Annotated in this window: 19 protein-coding genes; 2 read left to right on the top strand and 17 right to left on the bottom strand. The window is 63.4% G+C overall.

What is annotated here, in order from left to right:
- Window positions 1-184: 184 nt before the first annotated feature.
- The 11 genes from recO to rpoE all read right to left on the bottom strand — a co-directional run bounded on the left by recO (window position 185) and on the right by rpoE (window position 9,728).
- Entirely contained in the window at window positions 185-877 is a 693-nt protein-coding gene (recO, locus tag RYH70_RS07180; RefSeq protein WP_026948968.1) for a DNA repair protein RecO, read from the bottom strand.
- On the bottom strand, window positions 855-1,763 hold the full coding sequence (era, locus tag RYH70_RS07175; protein WP_022996735.1) for a GTPase Era: 909 nt from the start codon (window positions 1,761-1,763) through the stop codon (window positions 855-857). The genes recO and era overlap by 23 nt, the downstream gene beginning before the upstream one ends.
- A complete protein-coding gene (gene rnc, locus RYH70_RS07170; protein WP_022996734.1) occupies window positions 1,756-2,442 on the bottom strand; it encodes a ribonuclease III in 687 nt (228 codons plus the stop codon). The genes era and rnc overlap by 8 nt, the downstream gene beginning before the upstream one ends.
- Window positions 2,439-2,816 (bottom strand): DUF4845 domain-containing protein, encoded by a 378-nt coding sequence (locus RYH70_RS07165; protein ID WP_317009989.1) that lies wholly within the window; start codon window positions 2,814-2,816, stop codon window positions 2,439-2,441. Before RYH70_RS07165 ends, rnc begins: the two co-directional genes overlap by 4 nt.
- A gap of 4 nt (window positions 2,817-2,820) precedes the next feature.
- Window positions 2,821-3,609, bottom strand: coding sequence for a signal peptidase I (gene lepB, locus RYH70_RS07160; protein WP_022996732.1), 789 nt, complete (start codon window positions 3,607-3,609; stop codon window positions 2,821-2,823).
- Complete coding sequence (gene lepA / locus RYH70_RS07155) at window positions 3,609-5,408, bottom strand: translation elongation factor 4 (RefSeq protein ID WP_022996731.1); 1,800 nt, start codon at window positions 5,406-5,408, stop codon at window positions 3,609-3,611. The genes lepB and lepA overlap by 1 nt, the downstream gene beginning before the upstream one ends.
- Window positions 5,409-5,553: 145 nt before the next feature.
- Window positions 5,554-7,020 (bottom strand): DegQ family serine endoprotease, encoded by a 1,467-nt coding sequence (locus tag RYH70_RS07150; RefSeq protein ID WP_026948969.1) that lies wholly within the window; start codon window positions 7,018-7,020, stop codon window positions 5,554-5,556.
- A gap of 98 nt (window positions 7,021-7,118) precedes the next feature.
- Window positions 7,119-7,580: a SoxR reducing system RseC family protein gene (locus RYH70_RS07145; RefSeq protein ID WP_026948970.1), complete on the bottom strand. Its 462-nt coding sequence runs from the start codon at window positions 7,578-7,580 to the stop codon at window positions 7,119-7,121.
- Window positions 7,577-8,554, bottom strand: a complete 978-nt coding sequence (locus tag RYH70_RS07140; RefSeq protein WP_317009988.1) for a MucB/RseB C-terminal domain-containing protein — start codon at window positions 8,552-8,554, stop codon at window positions 7,577-7,579. Before RYH70_RS07140 ends, RYH70_RS07145 begins: the two co-directional genes overlap by 4 nt.
- Window positions 8,555-8,557: 3 nt before the next feature.
- Window positions 8,558-9,139: a sigma-E factor negative regulatory protein gene (locus tag RYH70_RS07135; RefSeq protein ID WP_022996727.1), complete on the bottom strand. Its 582-nt coding sequence runs from the start codon at window positions 9,137-9,139 to the stop codon at window positions 8,558-8,560.
- Window positions 9,140-9,143: 4 nt separating this feature from the next.
- A complete protein-coding gene (gene rpoE / locus RYH70_RS07130) occupies window positions 9,144-9,728 on the bottom strand; it encodes an RNA polymerase sigma factor RpoE (protein ID WP_022996726.1) in 585 nt (194 codons plus the stop codon).
- 369 nt (window positions 9,729-10,097) lie between these two features.
- Between rpoE and nadB the strand changes: the two genes are divergently transcribed.
- On the top strand, window positions 10,098-11,729 hold the full coding sequence (gene nadB / locus RYH70_RS07125) for an L-aspartate oxidase (protein WP_022996725.1): 1,632 nt from the start codon (window positions 10,098-10,100) through the stop codon (window positions 11,727-11,729).
- Here the strand turns inward: nadB and RYH70_RS07120 are convergent.
- Together RYH70_RS07120 and RYH70_RS07115 are read right to left on the bottom strand one after the other, a co-directional pair.
- Window positions 11,713-12,132 (bottom strand): hypothetical protein, encoded by a 420-nt coding sequence (locus RYH70_RS07120; protein WP_026948973.1) that lies wholly within the window; start codon window positions 12,130-12,132, stop codon window positions 11,713-11,715. The two genes, nadB and RYH70_RS07120, sit on opposite strands and share 17 nt — an antisense overlap.
- Window positions 12,092-12,349, bottom strand: coding sequence for an FAD assembly factor SdhE (locus RYH70_RS07115; RefSeq protein ID WP_022996723.1), 258 nt, complete (start codon window positions 12,347-12,349; stop codon window positions 12,092-12,094). Before RYH70_RS07115 ends, RYH70_RS07120 begins: the two co-directional genes overlap by 41 nt.
- 147 nt (window positions 12,350-12,496) lie before the next feature.
- On the opposite strand from RYH70_RS07115, the gene ygfZ reads away from it, so the two are divergent.
- Window positions 12,497-13,450: a CAF17-like 4Fe-4S cluster assembly/insertion protein YgfZ gene (ygfZ, locus tag RYH70_RS07110; protein WP_022996722.1), complete on the top strand. Its 954-nt coding sequence runs from the start codon at window positions 12,497-12,499 to the stop codon at window positions 13,448-13,450.
- A 188-nt stretch (window positions 13,451-13,638) separates the two neighbouring features.
- On the opposite strand, the gene RYH70_RS07105 is transcribed toward ygfZ, so the two are convergent.
- The 4 genes from RYH70_RS07105 to RYH70_RS07090 all read right to left on the bottom strand — a co-directional run bounded on the left by RYH70_RS07105 (window position 13,639) and on the right by RYH70_RS07090 (window position 17,507).
- Window positions 13,639-14,643, bottom strand: a complete 1,005-nt coding sequence (locus RYH70_RS07105; RefSeq protein ID WP_317009987.1) for an NAD(P)H-dependent flavin oxidoreductase — start codon at window positions 14,641-14,643, stop codon at window positions 13,639-13,641.
- Between the two features lie 293 nt (window positions 14,644-14,936).
- Window positions 14,937-16,049 carry an enoyl-CoA hydratase/isomerase family protein gene (locus RYH70_RS07100; RefSeq protein ID WP_022996720.1) on the bottom strand — a complete coding sequence of 371 codons (1,113 nt, stop codon included), beginning with the start codon at window positions 16,047-16,049 and terminating at the stop codon, window positions 14,937-14,939.
- A 116-nt stretch (window positions 16,050-16,165) separates the two neighbouring features.
- Window positions 16,166-16,846: a uracil-DNA glycosylase gene (gene ung, locus RYH70_RS07095; RefSeq protein WP_022996719.1), complete on the bottom strand. Its 681-nt coding sequence runs from the start codon at window positions 16,844-16,846 to the stop codon at window positions 16,166-16,168.
- A complete protein-coding gene (locus tag RYH70_RS07090) occupies window positions 16,839-17,507 on the bottom strand; it encodes a TetR/AcrR family transcriptional regulator (RefSeq protein ID WP_022996718.1) in 669 nt (222 codons plus the stop codon). Before RYH70_RS07090 ends, ung begins: the two co-directional genes overlap by 8 nt.
- Window positions 17,508-17,595 lie beyond the last annotated feature (88 nt).

The raw sequence follows: 17,595 nt of genomic DNA, 5'->3' as shown, positions 1-17,595 counted from the left end.
GGGTGGTTGGTGGGACAGCCATAATAACGGACAGGCAATGAACAGTTAACAGTGAATAGTGAACAGCGAAAACAAGTGCCGCCGAAGATACTTTGCGTGTACCGCAAATACAATTATGCGTTTCTGCAACGATGTTTTGACTTTAGCTATTCACTATTCACTGTTAACTGTTAACTGTTAACTATCAGCTGGTGCCGCGAAATAATTCGCGGCTCCTGAGCGGTCTTCCGCCCAGGTGCGGCGCCAGGGCCTCGCGCAGCAGTTGTTTGGCCATGCGGCGCACGGCCGGGGTCCAGCGGTCTTCGGCCAGGGCTTGCAGGTCGGCGCCGGAGTGGCCGTTTTTGTTGGGTATCAGTCCCAGGTCCGGCACCCAGCCGTAGCGCAGTTCCGGCGAGAGCGGTTGCCCTTCGCCATCGTGTTCGAGCACCAGGCCATAGCCCACTTCTTCCAGCAGTACCATTTCGAAACGGCGCAGGGTCACGTCCAGGGGCGTGTCGCCTTTCAGTTCGCGCAAAGTGTATTCGTAAGCAGGCCAGAGGTCCGGATGGGGATCATCGCGGTGCAGCAGGCGCACCAGCAGCTCGTTGAGGTAGAAGCCGCAGTACAGGGCGGTGCCGGTCAGAGAGACGGCGGCGGCGCGCGGTTCCACTTGGCGCAGGGTATGGAGTTCGCCGCTCCCCCGCTGTAATTGCACCCACAGCGGCACGAACGGGGCCAGCGCCGGGTTACGACGGCCGCCGCGGGCCACCGCGCCGACCCGGCCACCGCCGGGCAGGAACAGGTCGAGAATCAGACTGGTGTTGCGGAACGGCCGGCGATGCAGCAACCAGGCCGGTTCGAGGCCGTTGGCGCCGTCAGGATTGTCGCGAGTTGTCATAGCCCAGGGAACGCAGGGCGCGATCGTCATCGGACCAGCCGGCCTTGATCTTCACCCACAGATTGAGCATGACGCGGCGCTCGATCAGGTTTTCGATGTCGCGGCGGGCCTGGGTGCCGATGCTCTTGATGCGCTCGCCTTTATCGCCGATGAGAATTTTTTTCTGCCCGCGCCGTTCCACCAGAATGGTGGCGGCGATGTCGGTGACACGGGGTCCGTCCTCCCACAGGTCGATTTCCACCGTGACCTGATGGGGGACTTCCTGACCCAGTTGCCGGACGACTTTTTCGCGGATGATTTCCGCCGCCATGAAACGCAGGCTGCGATCGGTAAGCTGGTCCTCGTCGAACCAGAAATCACCTTCCGGCAAGCGGGAGACCAGTGCTTGTTCCAGCACGTCCAGGTTGTGTCCGCCCAGCGCGGACACCGGAATCACTTCGGCGAAGTCATGACGCTGATTGAGTTTGTCCAGCAACGGCAGCATGGCGGCCTTGTCGTCCAGGCGATCCACCTTGTTCACTACCAGGATCACCGGAATATCACCGGCCCGGGCCAGTAACGACAGCACGTGCTCGTCGCCTTCGTTCCACTTGTCGCTGTCCACCATGAAACAGATGACATCCACATCGGACAACGCCGACATGGCCGCTTCGTTCATGGCGCGGTTGAGCGCCCGTTGCTGGCCGGTATGGATGCCCGGGGTGTCGGCGAACACGATCTGACAGTCGTCCCGGGTCAGAATGCCGTGGATACGGTGACGGGTGGTCTGCGGCTTGCGCGAGGTGATACTCACCTTCTGGCCGATCAAATGGTTCATCAGCGTGGATTTACCCACGTTGGGACGGCCGATGATCGCCACCAGGCCACAGCGACGGGATTCACTCATGAGTCTGCTCCAGCCACTCCAGAGCCTGCTCCGCGGCCTGCTGCTCGGCACGCCGGCGGCTCGGGCCGCTGGCACGGAAGGTTTTCTTCAAACCGCTCAGTTCGCATTCCACCTCAAAAGATTGTTTTGGCGCCTGGCCGCTGACCGACAGCACACCGTAGACAGGTAATTCATATTTGCGCGCCTGCAGCCATTCCTGCAAGCGGGTTTTGGCGTCCTTGCGCACGCTCTGCGGGCTGATCGCCGCCAGCCGGGCTTCGAACCAGCTCAACACCACCTCGCGGCAGGCGTCTTCACCACCGTCGATGACCATGGCGCCGATCAGCGCTTCCAGGGTATCGGCCAGGATGGACTCACGCCGGTGGCCGCCGCTTTTCAGCTCGCCGCCGCCCAGAATCAGGTATTCCCCCAGACCCAGCTCGCGGGCCACTTCCGCCAGGGTCTGGCCACGCACCAGTGAGGCGCGCATACGGGTCAGTTGCCCTTCCGCCGCGTCCGGAAAACGGTGGAACAGTTCCGTGGAAATGATCTGGCTGAGCTGGGCGTCACCGAGGAATTCCAGCCGCTCGTTATTGTGACGCCGGCTGACGCTACGATGGGTCAGCGCCAGTTGCAGCCGTTCCCCATCGCTGAAGCGATAGCCCAGGGCCTTTTCCAAACGCTCACGGTGTTCGATCACGGCGCCGCCGATTTGCTGAACGTGTCCTGGAACGTCATCACCACGGACACATTGTAGAACAGCGGTTCACGGACCTCGTAATCCACCGCCACCGACACACGGCCGCCTTCCTTACTCACCACCAGGTCATTGGCGGTGATCGCATCGATCTGGTTGATGACAAAACGCTTGCCAAGCGCGTCGCGGATTTCCCGCTCGGACATCAGCGCGGTCTTGCTGTCGCCAAGCAAGGAGACGGTCGCCGATTTGATCGTGTTGTACTCCATATACGCCGGCACCATGCGGAACGCGGCGGTGCCGAACACCGCCAGAACGATCAGCACCACGATCCAGCCCAATAGGGAAAGCCCCCCCTGACGTGCGCGCCCTTTCATGTTGTTATGTCTCCACTTTGTCGATCGCGCCGTTCCGGGAAAAACTGGGCAGCGAGAAGAACGGTTCCCAGTGCATCCAGATCAGGAACGCCTTGCCCACCACCAGATTCTCGGGGACGAAGCCCCAGAAACGGCTGTCGTTGCTGTTATCCCGGTTATCACCCATGACAAAGTACTCCCCCTCGGGTACCTGCCACTTGCCCTGGGTGTTACGGGGAATGACCTTGTCTCCGGTGTACGGATTGACCGGGCCTTCCTGACGGATCAGATGCGGGTGTTCGCCGAGCATTTCGATGTACTCACGGCGCCACGCCTGGCTGTTGCTGCCGTTCTTGATCAGGTCGCGCCGCACCGCTTCACCGTTGACGTACACCACATTATCACGCACTTCCACCACATCACCGGGGAGACCGATCACTCGTTTGATGAAATTCTGCGCGCGGTTTTCCGGAAACTTGAACACCATCACATCACCGCGCTCCGGTTCGCCGGTCTCCAGGATCTTGGTGTTGGTCACTGGCAGGCGCAGTCCGTAGGAAAACTTGTTGACCAGAATGAAATCGTGCACTTCCAGGGTCGGCAGCATGGAGCCGGAGGGAATGGTGAAGGGTTCCACCACGAAGGAACGGATCACCAGCACCACGAAGAACACCGAAATCAAAGAATTCGAAGTCTCCACCGTGCTGCCCAGACTTCCGCCTCTCTGACGCAGTTTAAACAGCCGGTCGAGTATCCATACCACCACGGTGACCAGCAGCGCCAGGGTCAACCAGAAGCCAATATCTATATCCATCAGTCATCCACCTTCAGCACGGCAAGGAAGGCCTCTTGGGGAATTTCCACGTTGCCCACCTGCTTCATCCGTTTCTTGCCCTCCTTCTGTTTCTGGAGGAGCTTCTTCTTACGAGACACGTCACCGCCGTAACATTTGGCGGTGACGTTCTTGCGCAGCGCCTTCACCGTCTGGCGGGCAATGATCTTGCTGCCAATGGCGGCCTGGATCGCCACGTCGAACATCTGCCGGGGCACCAGTTCCTTCATCTTCTCGATCAGCACCCGGCCGCGATGGGCGGATTGGTCCAGGTGGCAGATCATCGCCAGCGCGTCGACCTTGTCGCCGTTGATCAGCACGTCCACCCGCACCAGTTTGGTGGCCTGGAAGCGCTCGAAGGCGTAGTCCAGGGAGGCGAAGCCCCGGCTCACCGACTTCAGCCGATCGAAGAAATCCAGCACCACTTCGGCCATGGGAATGTCGTACACCAGCGATACCTGCTTGCCCAGGTACTGCATGCCCTTCTGCTCGCCACGGCGCTCCACGCACAGGGTGATCACGTTGCCCACGTACTCCTGCGGCACCAGGATATTGACGCGGGCGATGGGCTCGCGGAATTCCTCGATCTTGTTGCCTTCCGGCAGCTTGGACGGGTTGTCCACGTAAAGCAGGCTGCCGTCACTGAGCATCAGTTCGTACACCACGGTGGGCGCCGTGGTGATCAGGTCCATGTCGTATTCCCGTTCCAGCCGCTCATGGATGATCTCCATATGCAGCATGCCGAGGAAACCAACGCGGAAGCCGAAGCCCAGGGCATCCGAGGTTTCTGGTTCGTAGAACAGGGAGGCGTCGTTCAGCGCCAGCTTGGACAGTGCGTCGCGGAAGTCCTCGTAGTCGTCCGCGGAGACCGGGAACATGCCGGCGTAAACCTGCGGCTTGACCTTCTGGAAGCCGGGCAGCGCCGGCACGTCCGGGGTGTTGGCATGGGTCAGGGTGTCACCCACCGGCGCACCGTGAATGTCCTTGATGGTGGCGCTGACCCAGCCCACCTCGCCGGCTTCCAGGTGTCGGGTTTCGGTGCGTTTGGGGGTGAAAATCCCCAGGCTGTCCACCACATGGGTCTGGCCGGTGGATTTGACCAGGATCTTGTCGCCTTTCTTGAGGCGGCCGTGCTTGACCCGCACCAGACAGATCACGCCCATGTAGTTGTCGAACCAGGAGTCGATGATCAGCGCCTGCAAGCGGCCGCCGCGCTCCCCTTCCGGCGCCGGGATGCGTTCCACCAGCTGCTCGAGCAGATCCTCGACACCGATGCCGGTCTTGGCCGACACCCGGCAGGCGTCCATGGCGTCGATGCCGATGATCTCCTCGATTTCCTCGATCACCCGTTCCGGCTCCACCTGCGGCAGGTCGATCTTGTTCAGCACCGGCAGCACCTCCAGATCCTGCTCGATGGCGGTGTAACAGTTGGCCACCGACTGCGCTTCCACCCCCTGGGCGGCGTCCACCACCAGCAAGGCCCCCTCGCAGGCCGACAACGAGCGGGACACCTCATAAGAGAAGTCCACGTGGCCGGGGGTATCGATGAAGTTGAGCTGGTAGGTTTCCCCATTGCGGGCGGTGTAGTGCAGCGTCACGCTTTGCGCCTTGATGGTGATGCCGCGCTCGCGCTCCAGATCCATGGAGTCGAGAACCTGCTCCTTCAGTTCCCGATCGCTGAGGCCGCCACAGGTCTGAATGAAGCGGTCCGCCAGGGTGGATTTGCCGTGATCGATGTGGGCGATGATGGAGAAGTTACGAATATGGGTAATGTCGGTCACAGATTGCCGCCAAGGAACGAAACGATGGAGGGCGATTCTAGCGGATTATGCACCCGGCAACCAAAGTTGTTGGTCGCCGGGCGCCATAAACCGTGTCAGGCGGGCCGCTCGCGGCCCTTTCGTCGGTGGAAAGGGCCGGCAATGATCACTGCCCCAGCTTGAGGGCAATGAAGCGGGCGTTGCCACCACGGTTGACCAGGGCCGGCACGGTGCCTTGCTCGGGCAGATTCTCGACGATGTCCTGCAGGGTGTCGATGTCCTTGACCGGCTGGTTATTGAGGGAGACCAGGATATCACCGCTGCGGACTCCGGCGGCGCGGGCCGGGCCCTCTTCCACCTTGGCGACGATGACACCGGATTCGGCCTTGGCGCGGGCCAGCTCGGCGGCACTGGCGTCACGCACCTGCAGGCCGAGCACGCCGCCCTGGGCGCTCTCGCCACCGCCGGCGGCGGCCTGGCGCGGATCCTCGGGCAGTTCGCCAACGGTCACCGACAGGTCCTTCTTGCCGCCGTCACGCATCACGGTCAGATCCACTTCGCTGTCCGGCTTGATGGTACCAACCACCTTCGGCAGGTCACCGGAGCGCTCGATCTGGTGGCCATCGAACTCGATGATCACATCACCGGGTTGCAAACCCGCGGCCGCCGCCGGCGAGCCGTCCACCACCTGGGCCACCAGCGCGCCCATGGGCCGCTCCAGGCCGAAGGACTCGGCCAGATCCCGGTCCACTTCCTGGACCAGCACACCGAGCCAGCCGCGGCTCACCTTGCCGGTGTCCTTGAGCTGTTCCACCACGTCCATGGCCATGTCCATGGGAATGGCGAAGCTGAGCCCCATGTAACCGCCGGAACGGCTGATGATCTGGGAATTGATGCCCACCACTTCGCCGTTCAGATTGAACAGCGGCCCGCCGCTGTTGCCCGGGTTGATGGCCACGTCGGTCTGGATGAACGGCACATAGTTGTCCGATGGCAGGCTGCGCCCCTTGGCGCTGACGATGCCGGCGGTCACCGAGCTGTCGAAGCCGAACGGCGCGCCGATGGCCAGCACCCATTCGCCCACCTTGAGATTTTCGGAGGAGCCGATGTTGACCACCGGCAAGTCGGAAGCCTCCACCTTGAGCAGGGCCAGGTCGCTCTGCTCATCGGCGCCCACCAGTTCCGCATCCAGCTCGCGGCGGTCCTGCAGGCGCACCACGATCTCGTCGGCGTCGGCGACCACATGATTGTTGGTCAGCACATAGCCATCGCTGGAGATGATGAAGCCGGAGCCCAGGGAGCGGACGTCTTCCTGTTCCGGCATGCCGCCGCCAAATTCATCGAAGAAGCGGCGGAAGAACTCCGGCAGCTGCTCCATCTGCTGTTGCTGGTCGCTGGCGTCACGGTGGGTGACGGTGCTGATGTTGACCACCGCCGGCCCCTCTTTCTCCACCAGCGCGGTGAAGTCCGGCAAACCGGTGACCAGAGGCTGGGAAGACGGCTGCGCCTGGGTTGGCGGGGCCGCTTGGGGCTGCTCCGCCGGCGCCGGTTGTTGCTCCGAACCGCCGCAACCGGCGATCACCAGCCCCACCGCCAGCAGCGGCGGCAACAAATAGTGTTGAATCATTCCCATGGAAAGCTCCCTGTGCATCGATGGAGTCTCTTGCCGCCCTTGAAGGGCTTCTCTACCCCAAAACAAACCCCGGTCAGTGTGTCTTGTGCTGACACCCGTTATGACGAAACGATCCTGACCGCCCCATCTTCCCGCGCCGGACAGCGGCGCAGGACCGTTGGTTGGTACGCCCGGCCGCGATCACCGCGATCGCGCCAGCGATTGATGATGAAACCCAGCAGCAGGCCCAGCACCCCGAACAGCGCGGCGCCGTCGAACGGCAGCGGCAGGGCGCCGCCGAGCAGAGCGCCCGAAAACAGTAAAACCAGGGGTAAAGCGTAAACCCACAGAGCACCGCGCAGCAAAGCGCCTTCGGGAATGCCCACCACCACTTCCTCGTCTTCCTGGAAAGTGTCGCGGGTCAGCACGCGAAGACGGGCCCGCTGCCCGCCGCTTTGATTGATCAGACGATGGCCGCAACCCTTGCGGGCCTGGCAGGCATCACAGACACCGGCCCGCACGGTTTCCACCCAGATCGCGCCGGGCTCCCGTGCCACCACGCGCCCGTGCTCCTCGATCATTGCGCCGTGGAGACCTGTATTGATTGCATGACCCGTTCGGCCGTGGGCTGGGGGATTTCACCCACCAGGGTCATAAGGAAGGTAATCGGCCCGTTCTGGATGTGGCGGCTGATCGCCACGGTGGGACCGACCCGGCTGACACCCTCTTCGGGGCTGGCGCCGTCGGTGGCTTCGGCGAAGACGGTGAAGGTGGCGAGACCATCGCTGTAACTCTGTGCCGCCACCGGATCCGCCACCGTGTCGACACGGCGCCAGTCCCGATCCACGGCCTCGAAACCGCCGGGCAGCCATTGCGCCTCGATAACGAAATTACCGGGCCGGGAAGACGCCACGTTTTCCAAGGCCCGTTCACTGTGGGTCTCGGGCACATCGAAATCGGTCCGTTGCAGCCCGGGATTCAAATCCAGGGTGACGAATTCCACCCGCTCCAGTGCCAGACCGTTGCCATCCACCATTTCCGACTTCAGCAGCAGTTTGCTTTCGTCATCCAGCCACAACCGGTAGCCGTAACGGTGATTGTCCAGCGGCGCCACCCGCACGCGCAGGGTCGGGCGGCCCGCGACGCGGCCGTCACCGTCAAGAAGGACGTTGTACTGGGAAGGGATGGCGCTGGCCAGCCGGTCCTGGAATTCCAGTGGCAAGCCGTTGGCATCGGAGATCCGGGTCAGGGTGCCGTTGGAATGCAGGCAGACCAGCTCCGGTCCACGCCGCAGCACTTCCACCAGGCGGCCGTCGAGATGGGTCAGACGCTGATATTGATGGTCGTCGAAGACCGCATGGCTTACCTCCATGGTGCTCACTTCGGCACCAAACTGATAGAGGAAACGGCCTTTATAGTTGAGTTGCCGGGACGCCTCGGACATGGATTGCAGCAGGGTCGCCGCGGGGGCTTCCTGAGCCGAGGCCGGCGGGGCGAGCAACAGCGCCGGCAGCGGCGCTATCAGGGTCAGACCAAAAACGAGGGTTCTCAGCATTCGTTAGCGTGCTCCGTTGCGGGCGTCCATGCTCACCAGACGGGCGTAAGGCATCATGCCCTGACCGCTGTGGCGCGCGGCGAACTCACTGTGCCGCATCAGCATGGCGTTGACCCGCGGCTGGGCCGCGTTGACCTGCACCGGCACCGCGCCGGCACCGCCACGGGCGCTTTGCGACACCAGCGAAAGATCACCGAACGGACGACTCATGCGCTGATCATTGGCGGCCAGGGTGTTTTGCGGCGCGCCGGAAGACAAGGAGGAGCCGGAGGGCCCGCTCCAGTACTGCCAGCCCACCACGGTGGCCGCGGCCACGGAGGCGGCCACCGCCACCCGGGCGAAACCACCCACCAGGCCGGACCGGCGCGCCGGCGCCGATTCCGCCGCCAGCGCCTCGGACAGACGCGCGTTAAAGGACGATGGCACCGGCCGAACCGCCTGGCCATGCATCACATCACGGGTGAGTTGCCAACGGGCCAGGGTATCCAAACCATTCTCGTCCAGATCCCGCAGCACCCGCCGCGTCTCGAATTCATTGGTTTCTCCGTCCAGCAGGGCGGACAACACTTCAAAGTCCCGTTTCATGACCTCACCCTTTGTCTCCACGTTGCGACCCTAGCAGGGGCCGCACCGCCTCGTCGATGGCTTCCCGAGCCCGGAAGATGCGCGAACGCACCGTTCCCACCGGACATTCCATGACCACCGCGATGTCCTCATAGCTGAGGCCCTCGAATTCACGCAGGGTCACGGCGGTCTTGAGTTCCTGGGGCAGTGCCTCGATGGCCCGGTGGATTACTGCCTCCAGCTCCTCAGACAACACATGGGACTCAGGGGTTCCAATCTCGTGCAGGATTTCCGCACCACTGTACTGTTCCGCTTCGGCGGCATCCAGATCGGTGCCCGGAGGACGGCGCCCCTGGGCCACCAGGTGGTTCTTGGCGGTATTGACGGCGATACGGTAAAGCCAGGTATAGAAGGCACTGTCGCCACGAAATCGCGGCAAGGCGCGCCAGGCTTTGATGAAGGCTTCCTGGGCCACGTCCTGGACCTCATCCTGATCACGGACGTAACGGCTGATGAGAGCGAAGATACGTTGCTGGTACTTCAGTACCAACACTTCAAAGGCGCGCTGATCACCATTCTTGGCTTTTTTGACCAACTGTTCGTCGGACACCTAGCACTCCTTCGGGATGGTCGTGGCAAAACGAGCGGCGACATCCCGTCGGCACGGCACGCGCGGCGCATACCGACCAGGCGCCGATGGCCCTGTTTTTCCCGTCGTGAGCTGGTGTTGCAGAAGCACTGTGCCCCCCGGAACGTCGCGATCTTCGCCTTGCCCTGGCCGTGCCGGAGCGGATTTGGCCCCCGCCAGCCAGGATTGAAGCGCGGTATTGTAACAGGAGTTGCCTGGACCGCTATACTGGCCTCCCTGAACATGGCCGGTTTTCACAATGGTTCAACAATTCACCTCCATAATGCGCCGCTTTGCGTACCGTCCCCGGTCACGGTGTCGAGCCGGCAGCGCGGATAACCGCGGATAGCTATGGCAACCTTTCATTACGACGTTCTGATCATCGGTTCCGGCGCCGCCGGCCTGACCGTGGCCCTGCGCCTGCCCGACGATGCCCGGGTCGCGCTGCTTTCCAAGGGCGAACTGACCCACGCCAGCACCTATTACGCCCAGGGCGGCGTGGCGGCGGTGCTGGATGAATCCGATTCCATGGACAGCCATGTCCAGGATACCCATGTGGCCGGCGCCGGCCTGTGCCACGACGACGCGGTGCGGTTCACGGTGGAAAACGGCCCGGAAGCGATCCGCTGGCTGATTGAACAGGGGGTGGATTTCACCCGCATGCCCGGCGGCCAGGACGCGCCCCTGCCCTACCATTTGACCCGCGAGGGCGGCCACAGCCACCGGCGCATTATCCACGCCGCCGACGCCACCGGCGTGGCGATTTCCAGCACGCTGATCGACCGCGTCAAGGAAAAGACCAACGTGGAACGGTTCGAACACCGGGTGGCGGTGGATCTGATCACCCAGGTGCACGATGGCGAGCGGCGCTGCTGCGGCGCCTATGTGCACGATATCCGCAGCGGCGAAACCGATGTCATTCTGGCCCGGTCGGTGGTGCTCGCCACCGGCGGCGCCTCCAAGGTGTACCTGTACACCTCCAATCCGGACGTGGCCACCGGCGACGGCATCGCCATGGCCTGGCGCGCCGGCTGCCGGGTGGCGAACATGGAATTCATGCAGTTCCATCCCACCTGTCTGTACCACCCCAAGGCCAAGAGCTTCCTGATCACCGAGGCGATCCGCGGCGAAGGCGGCAAACTGCTGCTGCCCAACGGCGAGCGTTTCATGCCGCGCTTCCATGAACGGGCGGAACTGGCGCCACGGGATGTGGTGGCCCGTGCCATCGACCATGAAATGAAGCGCCTGGGCGCCGATTGTCTGTATCTGGACATCAGCCACAAGCCGGCGGATTTCATCATCGAGCACTTCCCCACCGTCTACGCCAAGTGCCTGCAACTGGGCCTGGACATCACCCGCGATCCGATCCCGGTGGTGCCGGCGGCCCATTACACCTGCGGCGGGGTGATGATCAACGAAAACGGCGAAACCGACCTGCCCGGCCTTTATGCGCTGGGCGAGACCAGTTTCACCGGCCTGCACGGCGCCAACCGCATGGCCAGCAACTCCCTGCTGGAATGCCTGGTGTACGGCCGCTCCGTGGCCCGCCACATCAGCGAGCACCTTGCCGGTCTGCCGCTGCCGCGCGGCGCCGAGGAATGGGACGACAGCCTGGTCACCGACTCCGACGAAGACGTGGTGATCAGCCACAACTGGGATGAGCTGCGGCGCTTCATGTGGGACTACGTGGGCATCGTGCGTACGGTGAAACGGCTGGAGCGGGCCCAGCACCGGGTGGATTTGCTGCAGAAGGAAATCAGCGAGTATTACAGCAACTACCACATCAGCAACGACCTGCTGGAACTGCGCAACCTGGTGGTGATCGCCGACCTGATCATCCGTTCGGCGCTGCAACGCCGTGAAAGCCGGGGCCTGCATTTCATGCGCGAGTTTCCCGGCCCCCAGGATCCGCCACGGGACAGCGTGCTGGTGCCGGACAACAGCCCCTTGGGAGCCCTTTCGCCGGTCAGCGCCGCCGATTGAGCCAGAGCACCTGACGCAGCGGCGTGAGCGCCGCTTCCCCGGCCTGATCGGCGAAGATCCAGACCCAGCCCCGGCCGGGGCAGCGCAGCGCCAGCCAGGGCCCGGGCGTCCAGGCGCGGAACGGCGCCGTCACGGTGATCCGGCTCTCTTTCAGGTCCGGATTTTCCAACACCAGAGTCACTTCCGTGGCGGTGACCGCCACGGCCGTCACTAGTGGCGGCCGCCACCGCCACAACCACCAGGCCAGCCCCGCCAGCAACGGCGGTAATGCCCACACCGGCACCGCGCTGTGCCACAGCGCCAGAGCGGAAATCAGCAAAGCGGCCAGGCGCAGCCGGCGCGGCCAGGCCGAAGGGCGCAGCTCAAGACGAGGCGGAAACGAGGCCGAGTATGTGGCGGACATAGGCGCGTAACTCCGGGTCTTGCGGTTCCGAACGGGCGGTGAACCACTCCAGCATGTCGACGTCCGCGCATTCCAGCAGTTTCGGGAACAGCGCCCGGTTGGCCTCGCTATCCTGCTCGAAGTGATGATCCAGATAGCCGTACAGCACCACCTCCACCTCGGAAGCGCCACGACGGCACTGCCAGCGATAACGACGTTTCAGATCGGCCAGCGACATGTCTTTCCCCAATACGATGTGCAGGCGGGCAATTGTATGTCAGGCGACGTTCCGGCGATATGGTAAGAGCCTGTTTAAGGTCTCTACGGCTGACAGCACCCACCCCGATTCCCTATCATGTGTGACCAGCCAACAACCGGGAACACTATGAGCGCTTGGTCCTCTTTGATCGCGGAAATCTCCCCCGCCAACGGCGGCGTTACCACACCGGCCCTGGCGATCTGCGACCATCTGGCGGTGGTGCGGGTGCGCGGCGAGGAAGCGGGGTCCTATCTGCAAGGGCAACTCACCTGCGATCTGAAACGGATCGATCAGGGCGAGCACCATGCCGCCATGCATCTGTCGCTGAAAGGCCGGGGCCTGGTGAGTCTGCGCCTGGTCCGCGATGACCAGGGCTATCTGATCCTGTGCCCGGCGACCATGGCCGAAGCGGTGATCCGTTGCCTGGAAAAATACCGACTGCGCGCCAAGGTGACCTTCGAGGTGGCCGAGGATCTGCGCGTGATCGGCCTGGCCGGAGCGCTGGAGCAAAGCGGCCTGCCGCTGCCGGATGCGGGCCATGGCCGCCACCATGATGGCCTGACTCTGCTGCGTTATCCGCTCACCGAGCAACTGCTGGTGATCGGCGCTGACGACGCCCTGGCGGAACTGAGCCGGGCGCAACGGAAGCAGGCAAGCCGCACCCCGGTCGACGGCGAGGGCTGGCGTTTTCTCGATATCGGCGCCGGCGAAGGCCAGATCTACCCCGGCGGCGAGGATCTGTTCCTGCCCCAGGTGCTTAACTACGACCTGCTCGGCGGCGTCAGCTTCAACAAAGGCTGCTACACCGGCCAGGAAGTGGTGGCGCGCATGCACTTCAAGGGCAAGCTCAAGCAACGCATGGCCGCCTTCACCTACAACGGCCCGCCCCTCTCCCCGGGACAACCTCTGCGCAACAGCGACGGCCGCGCCGTCGGCGAAGTGGTCGACAGCGCCCGCGGCGAACCCACCCCCCGCCTGCTCGCGGTGGTGCGCCTGGACCATGAGGGGGAGTTGTTCGCTGATGATCAGGCGTTGGGGGCGGCGGCGATGGCACTGCCATATGGGAAGGGCAGTGAATAAGTAACAGTGAATAGTGAACAGTGAAAAGAAGGCGGCGTTGCGATGACGCAAGGGCCGTTTGCCGATCCGCAATAGCCCGCTTTTTTATTTTTCCAATCAAAGAGGCCGCACCCAGGTTTGGGCGCGGCCTCTTTGGTTTCAGTCAGCACCTTTCGTAGCGCGCGCAACTATTCACTGTTCCCTATTAACTATTCACAGTCTTTCCATTCTTCTTCCAGCGTCCGCACCAGCTCCGCCACCGGCATCTCCCGGGAACGGTGCGCCCCCGTGCCGGCCCAGAGGCTTTTCCAGTCGGCGCCAGCGCCTTTGCGCAAAGGGGAAGTCAGGCGGTGTTGTTCCGGGTAGGGAGCGATGTCCTTGGGGGCGCGCTCATCCATCCAGGCGTTGGCCAGGCCTCGTGCCCAGCGGCCGGAGACCGCGCGGGTGACGCCGGTGGCGCCGGGGGCCGCCTCGGCCAGCCGTTGTTTCCAGACCGCCGCCGTGTCCGCTTCCGGGCAGCGCAGAAAGGCCGTGCCCAGTTGCGCGGCGGCGGCACCGGCACGCATTACCCTCGCCATGTCGGCGCCGTCCATCAAACCACCGGCGGCGATCAACGGCAGGGACACCACTTGCCGGCAAGCCGCCAGCAGATCGTCCAGCACCATGCCCGGCGCCAGCGGGTCGACGCTGCCACGATGGCCGCCGGCTTCCTCGCCCTGCAGGACCACCGCGTCAACACCGTCCTCGGCCAGCGCTTGCGCCTCCGCCACACTGGTGGCGGTACCCACCAGGGCGATACCGCGCGCGCGGCAGGCGTCCATGCGATCCCTGGGCAGACGGCCGAAGGTGTAGGAAAACACCGCCGGGCGCGCTTCCAGCACCGCTTCGAACTGCTCGTCGAAGGACGGCAGCGGCGCGAACTGTTCCGGCATGGTCACGCCGGCGGCGGCATAGCAGGAACGCAGCGCCGCCTTTGCTTTCACCACTTGTTCGGCGTCCGGCGTTTGTGACGGCGGGATAAACAGATTGATGGCGAACGCATCGCCGCCGGCGTCGCGCACACCCCGGGCCGACTCGAGGATCGCGGCGCCGCTCAAATAACCGGCGCCCACTGAACCAAGCGCCCCGGCGCGGCTCGCTTCGGCGACGAAACGGGCACCACTGATACCGCCGGCCATGGGCGCTTGAATCAAGCTGTAATGCTGGAAAGACATGCCTGGCTCCCTGCTTGGAACGAAGAAGGAGCCTAACCCTACCGCCGGGCGGCGCGGGGCACCAGCACAACGCGGGCATACTCATTATCACTGGTATTTATGGGCGGAGAAGATAAACCCGCTGACACACCATTCGCTTGCAGGCAAGCTCCCACGGCGGCTTCGTAGCGCAATCTGTGGGAGCCAGCCTGCTGGCGAATCCCGGCCCGTCTTCTCCAAAACCAGTCAGCAGGCTTTGGATATAGCGTGCCGGCGTGTTGCGTGTAGGCGTGCCCACGAATCGCTTTTTTCCGCTAGGATCCCAAATCCGCCAGCGGATGCCGCGGCGCCGGGTTTTCGAAGAAAGTGTCGATGTACCCCGGCGGCACCTCATGCACACTGCGGTGGCGGAAGCGCGGCTTGCCGTCCTTGTCGATCAACAACGCCCGCACGCCTTCGCGGAAATCCGCGTGCAGCGCGCATTGCACCGACAGCGTCCATTCCATTCGGAACACATCCTCAAGTGACAGATAACGCGCCCGGCGCAGTTGCTCCCACACCAGGAAAGCGGTTTGCGGACAGCCGCCGGTGAGGTTGGCGCGGGCCTTGTCGAGCCAGCTGTCGCATTCCTTCGCCGCCAGCAGAGTGTCCACCACTTCCGGCAGGTCGGCGCCGTCGCACCAGTTGTCGATGAGATTACGGCGGGCACTGACGGCGCCGTCCAGCTGCAACGGATAGTGGGCGGCATCGCGGAAGAAACGAAACAGCAGGGCATGGTCGGCGGCGCGCTCGCCAGTGAAGCTCTGGCCGCCGAGGTCATCCAGCAGGTGCTCCGCGTCCTGGTCCAGGCAGCGATCCGCCAGCCCCAGATTCAAAGCATCGCGGGCATCGAAATGAACACCGGTGAGCCCCAGGAACAAACCGGTACGGCCCGGCAGGCGATTGAGAAACCAGCTGGCGCCCACGTCCGGGTACAGACCGATGTTGATTTCCGGCATACCGAGCCGGCTGTTTGCCGTCACCAGCCGGAAGGTGCTGCCTTGCATCAGGCCCATGCCGCCGCCCAACACCAGGCCGTCCGCCCAACAGATCACCGGCACCGGCGAGCGGTGCAGACGGTGGTCGAGGCGGTATTCGGCGGCGAAGTACGCCTCCACTTCCGGATTCCGGTCCTTGCCCGCGTGGCGCACCATGGCCCGATGCAGGGCCACCACATCACCGCCGGCGCAAAACGCCTTGTCACCGGCGCCTTCCAGCCAGATCGCGACGATGTCGTCACGGTCTTGCCAGTCGTCCAGCCGCCGGCTGAGTGACTCGATCATGTCCAGACTGAGCGCATTGAGGGCGGCGGGAGCGTTAAGGGTGGCGCGGCCAATCACATGGCCGGAGGCGGTGGGCAATTCCTGAAACAGAACGGTGTCGGTCATGCCGGCACGGGCTCCTTTTTCCGATAGAAATCCCGATCGAAAAAGAATCGATTGGAGAAACAATCGCTATAGCAAGTATCAAACCACGGAAAGCACCCGGGTGTTGCAAAAAGCCGTTAAAGGGCCCAATCCACCGGCGTCTTGCCCTGTTGAATCAAATACTGGTTGGCGCGGGAAAAATGGCCGCACCCGAGAAAGCCGCGGTGCGCCGACAGCGGCGACGGGTGCGGCGCGGTCAGCACGCAGTGGCGCTGACGGTCGATCAGGCGCCCTTTCTTTTGCGCGTAGCTGCCCCACAGCATGAACACCACGCCCTCGCGCTCACGGTTGATGTGGTCGATGGCCTGATCGGTGAACTCTTCCCAACCCTGCTTTTGATGGGAAGCGGCCTGGCCGGCGCGCACGGTGAGCACCGCGTTGAGCAACAGCACGCCCTGCTTGGCCCAGGGCTCCAGATTACCGTGATCGGGGGCGGGAATGCCCAGATCCCGTTCGATTTCCTTGAAGATATTGACCAGCGACGGCGGCACCCGCACGCCCGGCTGCACCGAGAAGCACAGGCCGTGGGCCTGGCCCGGCCCGTGATACGGGTCCTGGCCCAGGATCACCACCTTGACGTCCTCGAAGGGGGTATCGTTGAAGGCCCGGAAGATGTCCGGGCCCGGCGGGAACACGGTCTCGCCCTTTTGCTTTTCCTCACGCAGGAACGCCCGCAGACGCACCATGTAATCCTTGTCGAACTCCGCCGCGAGGACGTTCATCCACCCCGGTTCCAGGGCGGCCTTGGCGTCAGACATGGGGTACCAACCTGTCCAATAAATGTCGTGTCCGGTTACGCAGGGACGACTCGTCCACCCATTCGGGGTGCGCCAGCAGACGCACCTCGATGACCATGATCTGGCCGTGGATCAGTTCCGCGTCCAATTGCGGCTTGTCCGAGCCAAAGGCCCGGCAGGCCTCCACCAGAATATCCGTTTGCTGCTGCAAATAAAGGTCCGCCAGCTCCCGCAGCCTCTGGTCCAGGATCGCTTCCTGCAGGAACGCCTGCTCGGCGATCAGGTGCTCGCGCCGGTTTTGCAGCTCATCAAGGATAAAGCGCGTGGTCAGCTCCGCCAATTGGTCAATCAACTGGTCCCTTTGCGCGGCATTATTGATCGGCGCGCCGTCGAGCTGCCGGATCAGGGCGAAGGCCTGATCCCGGAACGGCCCGATCACGTCGCTGAGGGCCCGTTCCGCGAACAGCGTGAAGGTGTCGGCGATCAGATCGCCGATGTCCTTGAAATAGTAAGTGGTGGCGGACAGCGGCACATCGGCCTCGCGCGCCACGGCCCGGTGCCTCACGGCACGGATACCGTCGCGGACGATGATCGTCAGGGCAGCCTCGAGAATGGCGCGCCGGCGCTGTTCGCTGCCGGCGCGGCGGGCCTTGCGGCCCTGGTATTGAATGGTCGTGGTCATAGGACGACTCGTTGTTCTGCTAATGATGGCCATTCCAGCTTACCAGCAGGTGTAAGCTTAGTAAGGCCTCACTTTGCAACGCTTCGTG

Source organism: Alloalcanivorax xenomutans, from assembly GCF_032810065.1.
GTDB lineage: Bacteria > Pseudomonadota > Gammaproteobacteria > Pseudomonadales > Alcanivoracaceae > Alloalcanivorax > Alloalcanivorax xenomutans.
Note: the sequence above shows the minus strand (reverse complement) of the source record. Positions and strands in the feature narration are given on the sequence as shown.

Bases quoted from the DNA above. Each gene is read 5' to 3' on its own strand.
- ung (WP_022996719.1), bottom strand. From the start codon at position 16,846: ATGTCTGACGCCAAGGCCGCCCTGGAACCGGGGTGGATGAACGTCCTC.
- era (WP_022996735.1), bottom strand. From the start codon at position 1,763: ATGAGTGAATCCCGTCGCTGTGGCCTGGTGGCGATCATCGGCCGTCCC.
- RYH70_RS07090 (WP_022996718.1), bottom strand. From the start codon at position 17,507: ATGACCACGACCATTCAATACCAGGGCCGCAAGGCCCGCCGCGCCGGC.
- recO (WP_026948968.1), bottom strand. From the start codon at position 877: ATGACAACTCGCGACAATCCTGACGGCGCCAACGGCCTCGAACCGGCC.
- RYH70_RS07100 (WP_022996720.1), bottom strand. From the start codon at position 16,049: ATGACCGACACCGTTCTGTTTCAGGAATTGCCCACCGCCTCCGGCCAT.
- RYH70_RS07105 (WP_317009987.1), bottom strand. From the start codon at position 14,643: ATGTCTTTCCAGCATTACAGCTTGATTCAAGCGCCCATGGCCGGCGGT.
- lepB (WP_022996732.1), bottom strand. From the start codon at position 3,609: ATGGATATAGATATTGGCTTCTGGTTGACCCTGGCGCTGCTGGTCACC.
- RYH70_RS07140 (WP_317009988.1), bottom strand. From the start codon at position 8,554: ATGCTGAGAACCCTCGTTTTTGGTCTGACCCTGATAGCGCCGCTGCCG.
- nadB (WP_022996725.1), top strand. From the start codon at position 10,098: ATGGCAACCTTTCATTACGACGTTCTGATCATCGGTTCCGGCGCCGCC.
- ygfZ (WP_022996722.1), top strand. From the start codon at position 12,497: ATGAGCGCTTGGTCCTCTTTGATCGCGGAAATCTCCCCCGCCAACGGC.
- RYH70_RS07120 (WP_026948973.1), bottom strand. From the start codon at position 12,132: ATGTCCGCCACATACTCGGCCTCGTTTCCGCCTCGTCTTGAGCTGCGC.
- RYH70_RS07135 (WP_022996727.1), bottom strand. From the start codon at position 9,139: ATGAAACGGGACTTTGAAGTGTTGTCCGCCCTGCTGGACGGAGAAACC.
- RYH70_RS07165 (WP_317009989.1), bottom strand. From the start codon at position 2,816: ATGAAAGGGCGCGCACGTCAGGGGGGGCTTTCCCTATTGGGCTGGATC.
- RYH70_RS07145 (WP_026948970.1), bottom strand. From the start codon at position 7,580: ATGATCGAGGAGCACGGGCGCGTGGTGGCACGGGAGCCCGGCGCGATC.
- RYH70_RS07115 (WP_022996723.1), bottom strand. From the start codon at position 12,349: ATGTCGCTGGCCGATCTGAAACGTCGTTATCGCTGGCAGTGCCGTCGT.
- RYH70_RS07150 (WP_026948969.1), bottom strand. From the start codon at position 7,020: ATGGGAATGATTCAACACTATTTGTTGCCGCCGCTGCTGGCGGTGGGG.